Consider the following 14,172-nt stretch of genomic DNA (forward strand, 5'->3'; position numbering starts at 1 on the left):
CCCTCAGGGGCCGGTGACCTCGTTGTGCGGGCGTGGACCGCTCGGCGCGGTCGGCAGCTTGGTGATGGGCGGCAGCACCAGGGCGACGAGCGCGATGATCGCGATGACTGTGAACGGCAGCGTGTAGTTGCCGCCGCTCGCCTCGAAGAGCGCGGACGTGATCAGCGGACCGACCACCCCGCCGATGCTCCAGGCGACGATCATCGCTCCGTACACCGCGCCCGCGTTCGGGGTGCCGAAGTAGTCCGCCGCGGTCGCGGGCATCGTGCCGAAGCCGCCGCCGTACGCGAGGTAGACCACCGCGGCGAGGACCGCGAACACGGCGAACGCGGCCGCGTGCGGCAGGATGAAGAAGCAGATCGCCTGCAAGACCAGCATCCCGATGAACGCCGTCATCCGCCCGATGCGGTCCGACAACCAGGCCCAGAACACCCGGCCTGCGCCGTTGAACAGGCCGAGGATGCCGACCAGGGTGGCGGCGGTCGCGGCGCTCACCCCGGCGATCGTCTGCGCCGCGTCGGACGCCTGCGAGATCAGCGCGATACCGCAGGTGACGTTGAGGGTGAGGATCGCGGTCAGCAGGTACCACTGCCGCGTACGGAGCGCCTCGCCCAGGGTGTAGACCCGGGTGCCGGCGACGGCCCGGCCGCCGGTCTTCGGCGTGAAACCGGGAACGTGGTAGCCCGCGGGTGGGTTCCGGAAGGTGGACGCACCGAGCAGGACCGCGATCAGGTACGCGATGCCCAGCGGCAGGAACACGCTCGGCTTGTCGTCCGTGCCGCTCAGCAGCGCCTTCGCCACCGGCGCGACGATCACGGCGCCGAAGCCGAACCCGGCCACGGCGATGCCGGTGATCAGGCCACGCCGGTCCGGGAACCACTTCGAGAGCATCGCGATCGGCGTGATGTAGACGGCGCCGAGGCCGATTCCGCCCACCACACCGTAGGTGACGATGAGCAGCCAGAGCTGGTCGCTGGAGGACGTGAGCGAGGCCAGGATGTTCCCGACCCCGTAGAGGATGCCGCCGCCCAGGGCGACCGGTCGCGGTCCGCGCCGGTCCTGGATGCGTCCGCCGATCAGGCTGCCGATGAAGATCGTGCCGATCGCCACGGTGAACGGAAGCACCACCTGCGTCTTGCTCCAGCCGAACTGCTCCTGCAGCGGCTGGTTGAACACGCTCCACGCGTACACCGCGCCGAGCGCGAGCTGGACGAGCACCGCGGCGACGACGAGGCCCCAGCGGCCTCCCGTCGGTCGGACGCTCTGTGGACTCGAGTGGGCCATGACCGATCTCCCCCGTGTGTCGGCTCATGGGCTGACGGCTCGATGTGCCGTCGCTCATGTCTCCGGCTCGCGGCGCCTGTCGATCGGCCCCTGACGAGCACGTTGTCCGGTCGCCCCGGCGTCGGCTCCGACCTGGGTCCGATCCGCCGGCCTCGGGCACCGGCGGGGCGGGCCGCAGTCACCACTGCGGTGACGTCGGGGCAGGCGGTCGGCCGACGCGCCGCCGGTCGGCGGCGGCGCGGTCCGATCGGCCGGCCTGCCGTCGGTCCGGGTGCGCGGACCGGGTACGGCATGACGTATGAACGTGAGCAAGTCTGACAATAGATGATTTGTCCGTCAGGCGCAGAACGATGACCGCAGTGGCAGTCGACCGGCCGCGTACGGCACCCAGCTCCCCTTACATCGCGGGCACAGCCGGACATCGGAAACATCGGGGTATCAGCGCCGCGTTTCGGGGAAGAACCTGCCGGTGCCGGACCCGACCGCCCTACCTTGGCCGCTGCCGTTCAGCGCCGCGGTGTTCCTCCTCGCCGGGGCGATCACGGTCGCGGGCAGCATCCGCCTGGCCGGCCTCGGTGACGCTCTCGCCGACCGGACCGGCTGGGGCGAGGCACTCTTCGGCGTGGTGTTCTTCGGCATCGTCACGGGGCTGTCCGGCATCATCATGACGATCGTCGCCGCGGCGAGCGGGGAGGCCGGTCTCGGCTACAGCAACGCCGTAGGTGGTATCGCCGCCCAGACCACCGCCGTCGCCGTGGCCGACGCGTTCCACCGCCGCGCCAACCTCGAACACGCGGCCGCCTCCCTCTCGAACCTGCTCTCGGGCTGCCTGCTCATCGCGTTGCTCTCCCTCGCCCTGCTGGCCAGCTACGTGCCGGAGGCCACCGTCGCGGGCGTCGACCCGATGTCAGCCGTCATCGTCGCCGCGTACGTCGGTGGGCTCGTCCTCATCCGACGCGCCGGCGCGGCACCCATGTGGCAGGCGATCGCCACCTCCGAGACCCGACCCGACGTGCCGCACAACGAGAATCCCCTGAACCGTCACTCGCCCCGTTGGCTGTGGACCCGTTTCGCGGTCATCGGAATGCTCGTCGCCGCGGGCGGCTGGCTGGTCGCGCTCGCCGCCGAGAGCATCGTGAACGTGACGGGACTCAGCTCCGGGTTCGTCGGCGGCGTGCTGATGGGCGTGGTGAACGCGTTGCCGGAGACCGTCACCGCCGTCGCCGCGGTACGTCGGGGCGCGGTGACCCTGGCGATCGCGGCCGTGCTCGGCGGGAACATCCTCGACGTGCTGACCCTCGTCGCCGGTGACCTCGCCTACCGGGGGGGATCGATCTACCACAGCGCGGGCCCCGAGGAGCTGCTCGCCACCACCATCAGCCTGTTCATGACCGCGACCCTGCTCGGCGGTCTGCTCATCCGGCAGACCTGCGGGTGGGGTCGCCTGGGCTTCGAAGGCGTCCTGCTGCTGGCCACCTACGCCGGCATGACCATCCTGCTCGCTCTCTGACGGTCGGCTCCCCGGCACGGTCGAGCCCACGCCGCCGCACCGACAGCGGTGCGGCGCGCGGTCACCAGGTCACCGGCAGTTCCGCCGGACCGAGGATCGCGTGCCCGGCCTTCCACGGCACCTCGCCGGGCGGCACCGCGAGCCGAAGCCGGGGCAGCTCGGTCAGCAGCAGCGCGAGGGCGGTGCGCACCTCCAGCGCGCCCAGGTGTGCCCCGAGACAGTAGTGCGGGCCATAGCCGAAGGACAGGTGCGGGTTCGGATCGCGATCGAAGTCCATCCGTTCCGGGTCGGGGAAGACCCGTGGATCGCGGTTCGCGGCGTCGTGCGACGGAATGACGAGATCACCTTCGGCCAACCGCGCGCCGCTGGGCAACCGCACGTCGGTCATCACCCGACGCGGCATGTCGTCGCCGACGGCCGTGGAGTGGAGCCGCTCCAGCTCGGTCACGGCGGAGTCCACCTGTCCCGGGTGGTCGAGCAGATGCTCCCAGCCGGTCCGGCCGTCCCGGTAGGGGCGGCTCTGCAGCACGTACACGAAGGTGGCGATCGAACTCGCGGTGGTCTCCCAGCCGCCCACCACCAGCGAGATCGGCAGCTTGATCTGCACATCCATCGGCTGGTCCGCCGCGTTGGCCGCGATCCTGCCCAACAGGTCGTGGGCGGGGCAGCCCCGCCGGCGCTCGAGCTGCTCCCACAGGTAGCCGCCCATCTCGGCGGCCGACCGGGCGGCGTCGTCGCGGCTGAGGTCGCCGGCGCCGAGGAACATGTCGCCCCACCGCCGGAACTGGAGCCGGTCCTCGTGCGGCAGTCCGAGCAGGTCGCAGATCACGTCCAGAGCCAGCGGCACGGCGAAGTCCCGGACCAGGTCGGCCGGCCGCTCACGGGCGGTCATCGCGGCCAGGTGCGCCTCGGCCGAGGCCCGCACCACGGCAGCGCGTCGGGCCACCTCGGATCTGGTGAAGGCCTCCTTGACGGTGCCGCGTACCCGCGCGTGCTCCGCGCCGTCCATGCCGAGCACCGTTCCGGTCACGTCGATCTGGTCGGTGGGCACGGCGGCGGCCCGCGAGAACACGTCCTGCCTGCGCAGCACCTCCCGCACGTCGGCGTACCGGCAGATCAGCAGGGCCGGGACCAGCTCACCGGCGACCTGGCGGACCACCGGCACCACCCCCGAGCCGGTGGCGGCGAACCGGGCGTAGTCGGGGTGCTTGTCCGGGCCGGGCGGCCGGGTGACACCGTCCGCGTCGCCGTGGAAGGGGTGCAACAGCTGGACGTCGAGTTCGCGGCCGGAGGCGCTCATGGCCGCACATTGTCATCCGAGAACACGCATGGCAATCAATCAATCACATGACGTCACCTCCGCCGGGTAGACCGCATCAACCGACCGAACGCCCGATCGACGCATACCGATGCTCGCGGGTTGTCAGGGAATGTGCGCATGGGCCGCGACTTGCCGGGTACAACCCGAGACGCAGCAAAGATCAGCCACGACGGAAAGTTCCTGAGGAGATTCGAAGTGACTACCGCGCCCATCCCCTCGAACGTCTCCATCGGCCTCCGGGAGGCCGCCCACGTAGGGATCGCGGTCAGCGATCTCGACCGGTCGGTCGCGTTCTACCAGGCCCTCCTCGGCGTGGAACCGGTGGTCCGGGACGAGAACATGCACGGGCCGGGGTTCGCCCAGTCCCAGGGGCTGGCCACCACGAAGCTCCGGTACGCCACGTTCAACCTGGACAACCTCGGCATCGACCTCATCCAGTTCCAGGATCCGATCGGCGACCCGTCGGAACCGGCCGCCAACCGCCCCGGCTCGATGCACCTCTGCTTCAAGGTCGACGACGTACGTGCCGTCCACGATCGCATGCGCGACGCCGGGTTCGACTTCCTCGGCGAGCCCTACACGTTCGTCGAGGGCGAGGTTTATCCGGCGGAGGCGCACGGGACGGAGGTCGCGTACTTCAACGATCCTGACGGCACGAACCTGGAACTCATCGCGCCGAAGGGTGGATTCGCGCGGCCTTAGCGATCCGTCGGCGCCGGTAAACGTGGCGCCACCATCGCGGATGTCCCGGTCGCGGCCGTCGACCGGGGCATCCGCGGCGTTGGGCCACTCTCCGCGTACACCAGATCCATCGTGTCGGTGTGCCCCGACCATCGCAGCTCGAACCGCCAGCAGCCCGCCTGCGGGAGATCGATGATCGATGGACCTGGACCGCCGGCGACCTCCCGGGTCACCCGGGTGTCGGTGCCGTCCAAGCTGGCGGTGATCCGCAGGTCGGGTGACACCGTCGGATCAGGCGAGTTGACGGCATGACGGGAGACCCAGAGAATCTTGTTGCTCGATCCGTCCTTCCGGTCCACCCGCAGCGGATGACCGAACAGCGCCGCGACGATGTCACCGTTGTCGCCCATGACGTGGGCTATCCGGGCGTCTCCGCTGAACCCGGCGCGCGCCCACTCGGGCAGGGACCCGGTCTCGACCCGCGAGTCACAGCCGGTCCCGACACCACCGGCCGCGGTCGAGGCCGGTACGGACGTGGGCCCGGTCGGTCCGGTCGTCGTGGTGCAGCCGGCCAGCAGAATCACCGACGCCGCAAGCAGGAACCTTCGCCTCGCACCCATCTCGCCCTCCCGTTGAACGCCGGCTCGGCAGTTGCCCGCCACTGATCGGACACCGGTCGAGTGCCCCAGGTTCCGTACACCGCATCGACGTCCACATCGGATGCACGCCGCTACCACACCGAGGCGGCGATCCGGACGGCCTCCGCCTTGGGAAGATCACTTTCAAGCCGGTACGTCACACCGGCCTCCTCCCAGATCAGGGTCGAGGCAGCCAGCCGCGCGGTCTCCACCCGGGTCACACCGGAACGATCCACATAGGTGAGCTCGTGTGGGCCGGCGACCCAGACGGCGAACGCCCCGTTCACCTGTACCCACTCGGTCCCCGGGCCGGTCATCCGCTTCAGGTAGACGACGTCGAGCCGACCGTCGAACGCGTCGAGACGCAGGCTGCCTCCTCGGTAGAGCAGCGACGCCACCCGATACGCGCCCGTGCTGTCCGGATCGGCCACCAGCACCTGCTCGGGCGCTCCCAGTGCGGCCGGTACGCGCAGCGGGAACCGGACGTCCCGCTGCGCCTCGTCGAGAGGCAGGGACCGTTGGGACGGCAGGGGCGAAGGGGTACCTGCGGGCGGCTCCGGCGCGGGCCCGGTCGCGATGGTGACGCCAGCGAACCGTAGCAACCCCGCCACGGCTTCGGCGAGGGCGGCCCGTCCCGGCGGCAGCAGCCCGACGAGCAGCGCGACCAGCAGCGCGGCGAGGTAGTAGCGCCATCGGCGTGGCTGCGGCGCGGGCGCGGCGATCCGGGCGCGTACGCGGGCGGTCACGTCGGGCGTTTCCGGTGTGTGCAGCCACGGCGACAGGTCGCGCAACTGTCTCTCGAGGTCATCCATGACGGACCTCCTGGAGCTCGAGCATGGCGCGTAGCTTGGCGAGCGCCCGGGACGTCCGCGACTTCACCGTGCCGCGTGGCCAGCCGAGCATCGTCACCGTCTCGTCCTCGTTGAGGTCGAGGAAGAACCGGCAGACGATCACCTCGCGGTCCTTCGCGGGCAGCCGGCGGAGCGCCTCCACCAGAATCGTCCGACGCTCAGCGGCGAGGACGGCGCCGACCGCGCTGTCCCCCGCGACAGCCGGGTCCGGGTCGGCGGTGGCCGCCCGCAGGACGAGGCCGTCGCGCCGGGTGCGGGACCGGTGCAGGTTGCGGGTCTCGTTGGCCACGATGGCCAGCAGCCATGACCGGAAGGACGCCTCTCCCCGGTAGCGGGCCAGCTTGCGGTACCCCTTCACGAACGCCTCCTGGACGACGTCCTCCGCGTCGGAGCCGGCGCCGAGCAGGACCGCCGTCCGGTACGCGGACGCGGTGTGCCGGGCGACCAGGAGTTCGTACGCCTCCAGGTCACCGTGCTGCGCGCGCTTGACGAACTCGTCGTCGTCCAGTGGAACCTCCGGTTCGGTCACCCCCATGACACCGGCCACGGCGTACCGGTTCCACTCGGAGAACGTTCCGTTCGGCCCCGGCCGTACCGAGAGCCTCCGAACCGGTGCCCTCGGCGCGCCGTCAGGGAGTCCGCGGCGTGAGCAGGTAGTCGTCGGCGTCGGGGTTCCACGACAGGTGAACGGCGCCGGCCGTGGCGGCCGCCTTGCAGAACTGCAGGAAGCTGCGGTAGCCGAGCTTCTTCTCGCTGAAGTCGGGCCGGGCCCGGCGGAGCTGATCCTTCAGGCCGGAGAGGGCCACCGCTCCGCCCTCGCCCGCCACGTCGGCGACGACTGATCGGAGCAGCCCGAAGGCCGTCTCCCGGTCGCCGTGCTCGGGCAGGGACACCTCGGGGTCGCCCTTCGCGGGCCCCTCGGCCAAGTCGATGACGTTGTGCGCGGCGAGGTGACGCAGGAGTTCGCCGAAGGTCCGGAAGCCGTAGTCGGACTCGCTGAACGTCGGGTCTTTCCGCAGCAGGGTCCGCTTCAGCCGGGAGGCCGTCACCTCGCCGCCGGAGCTGCCTTGCAGGCCGGCGACCGTCTGCGCCACCAGCGCGGCGAGTGCCTCGACGTCACGTACGGACTCCTCGACCGCAGGCTGGGGCTCGGCTGCCTGCACCGCCTGCCGGGTCTCCTGGGTGGCGGCACCGGCCGGGGTACGGCGTGCCCGCGGGGGTGGGATCTCGACGCCCTCGAGGCGGTCGTAGAAGAGGAACTCGTCGCAGGCGGGAGGCAGCAGCGCCGAGGTGGACTTCTCCACCCCGACGCCGACGACGCGCTTGTTGAGCTCGCGGAGCTTGTGGACCAGCGGCGTGAAGTCGCTGTCGCCGGTGCAGATCACGAAGGTCGAGATGTAGTCCCGTTCGAAGGCCAACTCCACGGCGTCGACCGCCATCTTGATGTCGGCGGCGTTCTTGCGGGAGGCCCCCATCCGCTGCGGTATCTCGATGAGTTCGACATGGTTGCGGGTGAGCATGCGCCGGTCTTCGTCGAAGTACGACCAGTCCGCGTACGCTCGGCGAACCACCACGCGTCCCCGCTCGGCGAGAGCGTCGGCGACTGGCCGGAAGTCGAACGCCATTCCGCCATGGTGGTGGTCACGGAACCCCAGGGCGAGGTTCTCGTAGTCGAGGAACAGGGCAATCCGGTCTTCTTGATCCACGCAGGCAGCCTAGCGCGCCGCCTTTGAACGTTGATCGTGTAATCCGTCGGTTCTGAGCACCTATCGGTCAGGCAGTTTCCCGGCACTCGTCCCGCTACGACCGTCTGTCTCCTGGTGGGGCTGGCGGGTGCTTTCGCGCGTCCCACGCATCGGAGAGGACGACGGCGGCGAGGACCGCGGCGATGGCGACAGCGGCCAGCAGCGGTGGGGCGAGCAGCAGCGGTGCCGCCAGCCCGAGCAGGGTGAGCAGGGCGATCGGTCGGTCCGGCGAAACCCGACGGAAGACCGTGTGTTCCAGGAGGGCCCGTCCCACGATGAACAGCGCGGGTCCGCCGACAAGGACAGCGACCCACGCCGGGTCGCTGTGGCCGAACGGTTGGGTGATGACGAGTTCGTCGCCGACCGCAGTGACGACCACGCCGGCCACCATTGTCAGGTGGGCGAGTGCCATGGGGCGGGCCAGCCGTATCGGATCGGCGGCGACGTCGATGGCTTCGGAAAGTAGTTCTCCGGCGCGGAAAACGTAGATCCTCCAAAGGAGCACGGTGGTGAGGATCGAGGCCGCGAAGGCGCCGGTCCGGTCGGCGGTGAAGTCCGTCCGGGTGAAGGTGAGTCCCGTGACGAGGATCAGTTCGCCGAGGGCGAGGATGAAGAGTTGGCGGTGCCGCTCCGCCATGTGCTCGGCGGCGACGGGCCACTCGGGTGCGGTTATCCGCCCGAGCCGTGGGGTGGGAAACCGGAGGGTGAAGGCTGCGTAATTGATCGCCGCGGCGAGGGTCCAGAGCACGGCGCGTGCGGCGTCGCCGGTGACGCTGCCCGCGATCCAGAGCGCGCCGGTGCCGGTGGACCAGATGAGTAGTCGCCAGCCGGTGCGCCTTTCCGGTTGGGGCAGGGCGACGGCGAAGAAGAGCGCCATCGCGATCTGGAGTACGGCGTAAACGCTCGCGAACACGATGCTGCGCTCGTCGAAGGCGTCGGCCAGAACGGCTGCCATCGCGATACTGGCGATCATGGTGCCCAGGACGACCGCCTGGACGGTGGGGCGGCGAGGGTCCAACCGGTTCGTCAGCCACGCCGTAAGGCTCCAGACCCACCATACCGAGAGGAGCAGTACGAGCGTCTGGTACGCCCCCGTCCAGGTCAGCTCCGAGATCAGCTTTCGGGAGAGTTGGGTGAAGGCGAAGACGAACGCCAGGTCGAAGAAGAGCTCCAGGAGCCCCACCGGCTGCCGGTTCCGGGGCGCCCTGAGTAGCCCGCCTGACTGTTCGTCCCCCACCACCTGCGTCCTACCGTTCCGGGCTCCACGCCGAGGTCGGGACTCGGCAGACCACCCGAACGGGTGGAGCCGCACGTACACCGGTCGACGAGCCGTCGCACCCACACCGTGGCCAGTTGACGCCGTCGCAGGTCGGTCAGGACCTCCTCCGGCGGCTCACGACCGAACCGGACCGACCCCACACCCAGCTCGACATGGTCGGTCAGCGGTCCCACAGCCGCGACCCCACCCCCTGCCTGGGGGCGGAGCCCGGCCGAATCGTGACGCGATACAGCCGGCCACGCCGCCGTTGCCATCCGACTCCTTTCCCACGGCTCCAGCACCGGCGTCGTGTGCTCGATCAAGCGGATGGACGAAAGTGGAGCGCCGCGGCTCTTTGACTTGAAGCCGCCCGACGGACGCAATTCCCCGCACGTCGTCTTCCTGTCAATTCCGTTCACTTTCGCAGCTGCGACCCATTCACCTTCCCGCGCAGGATCTGTTGCGTCGCGAAATCCGTGCCGCGCGAATCCCAGCGACGGCAATCCGGGGCCGGGAGCCCGCATGCCACGCCACCTGAGGCACCGCGAGCAGCGACTACGTGCGGCAGCCATCAATGCGACGACGCATTGTCGGAGATACGACATCCGACACGATCCACCCGGGACCACTCACAGAATTGGATGATCGGACGAAACGCATAGCCTTCAGGCCGATCGATCTCCCCATTCGTGTCGCTCAGTCAATTTAGCCCCGTCTACATGTCACTAACCGGTCAAAGGCTTTGCCGAGCGACCCGGAATACCGATGCTCTTCTCGGGCCCGAATCGCGGTCCAGTCCACCGGGCCGAATACGGCCCACTGTGGGGGGGGAGGAGCATCAATGCTCGGTAGAAAGGCCACCAGACCCGCGAGAACGGCGCTCGCCGTGCTCGTGCCGGGTCTCCTGGTGGCGCTCGCGGCAGGGACCGGTCCCGCGTACGCCGGGGACCCGGACGAGGACGCGAAGGCGCGCACCACACCGGCCTATCAGCTGGCGAAGGGTGAGCAGTGCGGCCTGCGGCCGTCAGCCGGCAAGAGCGCGAAGGACGAGCACCTGAGCTGCCTCGGCGTCGAGGCGAAGCTCGACCGGACGCCGGCGGTGGGCGAGACCGCGACACTGCGGGTCGCCGTACGCGCCGCCGGGAAGATCGGGCCGAGCGAGATCAGTGTCGCCCTGCCGGCCGAACTGGAGTGGGTGCGGGCGCCGGCCGAGTTGGGCGTGCAGAAACGCAGCAGCGTCCAGCCCGAGCGGGCCGGCGCCATCTCCGTGGCGACCACGACCCGCACCCTGCGGGCCGGCGACAGTGTCGCGTTCAGCGGTGTGGTCCGGGCGGTCGAGGCGGGGCAGGTGCAGATCCAGGCCCGAGCGACCGCGCCGTACGGCAGGGACGTCCAGGCCGGACAGGACGACGTCTTCCTGACCATCGCGGAGAAGCCGGGGGCGTCCCGGCTCGGACACGCGGTCCCGGCGGGCGACAACGCCACCATGCGGGTACCCACCGCGGAGCGGGCGCCGCGGCCGTCCGGGCAGACGCCGAAGAGCGTCGGCGTGCAGAGCGTGACGGGCGAGGCGCAGGCCGAGGCGCGGGCCAAGGGGCTCAAGGTGATCGGCCCGCAGGCGCCGTGCGACACCCGGGTGGCCGGGAACTGGAGCTTCCAGGACCAGAACGGCACCTGGCACAACCAGATGAACATGCAGGTACAGGTCTGGGACGACGACGTCTTCGGTGACTCGCTGCTCGCCACGGGCGTGACGGACGGCGCCGGGAACTACGACATCTGCTTCGACTCGAAGGTCGAGGGCTTCCCAGACAGTGGAAACGCCGACATCTACCTTCGCTTCATCACGTCGAACTCGCTGTGGCGGGTGCAGCGCGGTGGCAACCCGCTGACGTTCCAGACCGGGACGACGAACGACGTGCCCACCGGCAGCATCCTGAACCTCGGTTCGCTCACCGCCGGGGACGGAGCGCTGCAGCGCGGCCTGCACGCCTACGACTCCGCGAACGACGCGTGGTTGTGGGTCCCGAAGCCGAACAACCTGTGCTGGGACCAGGACGACGCGAGCTGCCGCCAGGTGGTCATCAACTGGGCACCGGACTCGACCGACGGCACGTACTACGACCTGGGCGGCAACCAGGTCCACCTGGCCGCCGACGACCCGAACGCGCCGACCACGGTGGTGCACGAGATCGGCCACGCGGTGATGGACGATCTCTACAACGACAGCTTCCCCGCCGCGCCGAACTGCAACCCGCACAGCGTGACCGGCGCCAGTTCGGCCGGCTGCGCCTGGACGGAGGGTTGGGCTGAGTGGTTCCCGGCCACCGTCTACAACGACCCGTTCTTCCGGTGGCCGAACGGCGCCTCGCTCAACCTGGAGAACGCGAGTTGGGGAAACGGTTGGGGCGAGGGCGACACCACCGAGGGCCGGGTCGCCGCCGCGCTGATCGACATCACCGACTCGGCGAACGAGGCGACCTGGGACCGGTACGGCGAGGGGCCGTGGAACATCTGGACGACCTCCCGGCTGCACAATTCCACGACGTTCGCGAACTTCTGGTCCCACCGCACCGCCGACGGTTTCAACGTGTTCGACTCCGGCGCACTCGCCTCGGTCTACCAGAACACGATCGACTACCAGTTCCGGGACCCGCTGGGCAGCTACGCCCCGCTCACCCGGCCGACGCCGACGCCGCCGCACAACTTCGGCTACTCGACCACGTCGATCTACTGGTCGGTCGTCGCGCTCAAGCCCAACTCCGGTGACCTGGACCTGCAGCTCTACGACGATCGGCCGCAGGGCGCCTATCTGAGCGGCAGCGCCGCCGGTGGCACCGCCATCGACTTCGTGGCGATCGACTCCAACCGTCGGGCGCTGGGTGACTACTACCCGCGGGTCACCAACTGGTCCGGCGGCGGTGGTTACCGCCTCGAACTGGCCCAGGGCACCACTGTGTTGAACGCCGGCAGCAGCACGATCACGATGGGCACGAACAACGTGGTCACCGTACGGGACGCGTACCTCACCGCCGGGGTGCCGGTGACCATCTCGGTGGCGACCACCAACGCCGGCCAGGACGCCGAACTGTTCCTCATGGGCAGCGACGCGAACTCGGCCACCTGGATCCGCCCCCGGTCGGGTGCGGTGGCCGCCGCCACGGGCGGTGGCGCCGGCGCGACCGAGACGATCGTCTACACCCCGACCCTCAGTGGCTGGTACGGCGTGGTGGTGATCAACAAGGCGGGCTCCGGGAACTACACGCTCAGCCGGTCCTGAGGCCTGGCAGCTCCGACCGGTCCGGGAGCGCCCGTCGCGGCGCTCCCGGACCCGCTGTCCGGGACCCGTACGCGCTCCGTCCCGAACTGCACGGAACCGGTGCTCACGCCGTCGCGTCGGACCGGCGTTGACCCGAGGCGGGAGGGGACAGATGCACCGACTGCTTGCCCTGCTGGCCGTACTCGCCGCGCTGCCGACCGTGGCGGGCTGCGGCGACCGCGATGGCCGCGGGTCACCGCCACCGGCGGGCGCGACGACGCTGGTGCTGCGGCTGAGCGAGCTGCCCGGCATGCTGCCACCCGGTGGCATGGCCGCGGTCCCCCCGCGCTACTCCCTGTTCGGTGACGGCCGTCTGGTCAGCGTCCCTCACGGGCCCTCGCAGGGGTGGCCGCAGCTGCGCGAGGACACCGTCGCGCCGGAGGGCGTACGCGAGCTGTACCGTGCGGCCACCGCGCTGCCCGACCGACCTGCGGCGAACGTCCCGGACGGGCCTGTCGTCCAGGTGACCGTCGGTACGGCCGGCGGGCCGCACAGGATCACGCTGGACCGAACCAACCCGGCGGCCGCGCGGCTGCTGGCGGCCCTCGCCCGGCACGCCGACGGCCCGCCGGTGCCGTACGAGCCGGCGGCCGTCGCGATCGTGGCCACCCCGGCCGATCCCGCGGAACCGGCCCGGCCGTGGCCGTTGCCGACCCTGGCCGGCGAGCCGCTGGGCGCGACGTCGGCCGGTTCCAGCTGCCTCGTGCTCCGGGGCGCCGCCCTCGACACCGCGCGGCGGGCGGCCACCACCGCCGACGCCGCCGCCCGCTGGAGCAGCGCGGGGCAGGTGTGGCAGGTGGCGCCGCGTCCGCTGCTGCCCGACGAGACGGGATGCGCGGACCTCTAGCGCGGCGCCTCCGGGTAGCTCGGACGTGTGACAGGGCGGGAGCCCTGCCTCGGCCCGGCCCGATCCACGAGAGTGTGGGCAGGCGCAGTACGGGCAGCCGACGAGCATCGAGGGGGCGACGTGACAGGAGAGCCGAGCACCGCGGACAGCCAACCCCGCCTGCATCAGCACGGGCGGGAGATTCAGGCCTTCGGTAGTGTCCGGCAGCTGCCGGTCGCCCTCGCGTACGAGGCGCGGTTGTACTCGTGCGAGCGGTTGAACCGTGTCCTCGCCGACACCCGCATCCTGCACGCGTTGTACAAGAAGTACCACTGGCTCATGCGGGGGCACACGTTCTACCAGCTGCATCTCCTGCTCGACAAGCACGCCGACGAGCAGCTCGAACTGGTCGACATGCTCGCCGAACGGGTGCAGACCCTCGGCGGTGTCGCGGTCGGCGACCCGCGACACGTCGCCGAGCTGACCCGGATCCCGCGGCCGCCCGACGGTGTCGAGGAGGTTCCCGGGATGCTGTCCCGCCTGCTCGAAGCACACGAGATGATCCTGACGGACGCGCACGACGCGGCAGCCCGGGTCGTCGAGGGCGGCGACGACGGGAGCAACGACCTGCTGGTGTCGAACGTGATCCGCACCAACGAGTTGCAGGCCTGGTTCATCGCCGAGCACCTCGTGGACACACCGGCCGTACGCGCCTGAGCATCGGCCCGGCGGGCCGGGT

At 70.4% G+C, this 14,172-nt stretch carries 12 protein-coding genes; 5 read left to right on the forward strand and 7 right to left on the reverse strand.

Features of this window, described 5'->3' with window-relative positions; translation table 11 throughout:
* Positions 1-3: 3 nt before the first annotated feature.
* Complete coding sequence (locus tag AB0F98_RS20345) at positions 4-1,284, reverse strand: OFA family MFS transporter (RefSeq protein ID WP_357737475.1); 1,281 nt, start codon at positions 1,282-1,284, stop codon at positions 4-6.
* Between the two features lie 469 nt (positions 1,285-1,753).
* Between AB0F98_RS20345 and AB0F98_RS20350 the strand changes: the two genes are divergently transcribed.
* Positions 1,754-2,794: a cation transporter gene (locus AB0F98_RS20350; RefSeq protein ID WP_357737477.1), complete on the forward strand. Its 1,041-nt coding sequence runs from the start codon at positions 1,754-1,756 to the stop codon at positions 2,792-2,794.
* A 61-nt stretch (positions 2,795-2,855) separates the two neighbouring features.
* On the opposite strand, the gene AB0F98_RS20355 is transcribed toward AB0F98_RS20350, so the two are convergent.
* Positions 2,856-4,094 carry a cytochrome P450 gene (locus AB0F98_RS20355; RefSeq protein WP_357737479.1) on the reverse strand — a complete coding sequence of 413 codons (1,239 nt, stop codon included), beginning with the start codon at positions 4,092-4,094 and terminating at the stop codon, positions 2,856-2,858.
* Positions 4,095-4,310: 216 nt separating this feature from the next.
* Between AB0F98_RS20355 and AB0F98_RS20360 the strand changes: the two genes are divergently transcribed.
* Positions 4,311-4,817 carry a VOC family protein gene (locus AB0F98_RS20360; protein ID WP_357737482.1) on the forward strand — a complete coding sequence of 169 codons (507 nt, stop codon included), beginning with the start codon at positions 4,311-4,313 and terminating at the stop codon, positions 4,815-4,817.
* Here the strand turns inward: AB0F98_RS20360 and AB0F98_RS20365 are convergent.
* The 5 genes from AB0F98_RS20365 to AB0F98_RS20385 form a co-directional block, all read right to left on the reverse strand.
* Positions 4,814-5,416, reverse strand: a complete 603-nt coding sequence (locus AB0F98_RS20365) for a hypothetical protein (protein ID WP_357737484.1) — start codon at positions 5,414-5,416, stop codon at positions 4,814-4,816. The two genes, AB0F98_RS20360 and AB0F98_RS20365, sit on opposite strands and share 4 nt — an antisense overlap.
* Positions 5,417-5,526: 110 nt before the next feature.
* The gene (locus tag AB0F98_RS20370) at positions 5,527-6,246 is read right to left on the reverse strand and encodes a hypothetical protein (RefSeq protein ID WP_357737486.1); all 720 of its coding nucleotides are present in this window, start codon (positions 6,244-6,246) and stop codon (positions 5,527-5,529) included.
* Positions 6,239-6,814, reverse strand: coding sequence for an RNA polymerase sigma factor (locus AB0F98_RS20375; RefSeq protein ID WP_357737488.1), 576 nt, complete (start codon positions 6,812-6,814; stop codon positions 6,239-6,241). The genes AB0F98_RS20370 and AB0F98_RS20375 overlap by 8 nt, the downstream gene beginning before the upstream one ends.
* Positions 6,815-6,914: 100 nt before the next feature.
* On the reverse strand, positions 6,915-7,991 hold the full coding sequence (locus AB0F98_RS20380) for an NYN domain-containing protein (protein WP_357737490.1): 1,077 nt from the start codon (positions 7,989-7,991) through the stop codon (positions 6,915-6,917).
* Between the two features lie 94 nt (positions 7,992-8,085).
* Positions 8,086-9,213, reverse strand: a complete 1,128-nt coding sequence (locus AB0F98_RS20385; protein ID WP_357737492.1) for a low temperature requirement protein A — start codon at positions 9,211-9,213, stop codon at positions 8,086-8,088.
* 916 nt (positions 9,214-10,129) lie between these two features.
* Between AB0F98_RS20385 and AB0F98_RS20390 the strand changes: the two genes are divergently transcribed.
* The 3 genes from AB0F98_RS20390 to AB0F98_RS20400 all read left to right on the forward strand — a co-directional run bounded on the left by AB0F98_RS20390 (position 10,130) and on the right by AB0F98_RS20400 (position 14,150).
* The gene (locus tag AB0F98_RS20390) at positions 10,130-12,568 is read left to right on the forward strand and encodes a hypothetical protein (protein WP_357737494.1); all 2,439 of its coding nucleotides are present in this window, start codon (positions 10,130-10,132) and stop codon (positions 12,566-12,568) included.
* Between the two features lie 151 nt (positions 12,569-12,719).
* Positions 12,720-13,454, forward strand: a complete 735-nt coding sequence (locus AB0F98_RS20395) for a hypothetical protein (protein WP_357737496.1) — start codon at positions 12,720-12,722, stop codon at positions 13,452-13,454.
* Positions 13,455-13,574: 120 nt separating this feature from the next.
* The gene (locus tag AB0F98_RS20400; protein WP_357737498.1) at positions 13,575-14,150 is read left to right on the forward strand and encodes a DNA starvation/stationary phase protection protein; all 576 of its coding nucleotides are present in this window, start codon (positions 13,575-13,577) and stop codon (positions 14,148-14,150) included.
* The last annotated feature ends 22 nt before the right edge of the window (positions 14,151-14,172 follow it).

Origin of the sequence: Micromonospora sp. NPDC023737 (genome assembly GCF_040639715.1) — a bacterium.
Classification (GTDB): Bacteria; Actinomycetota; Actinomycetes; order Mycobacteriales; family Micromonosporaceae; genus Micromonospora.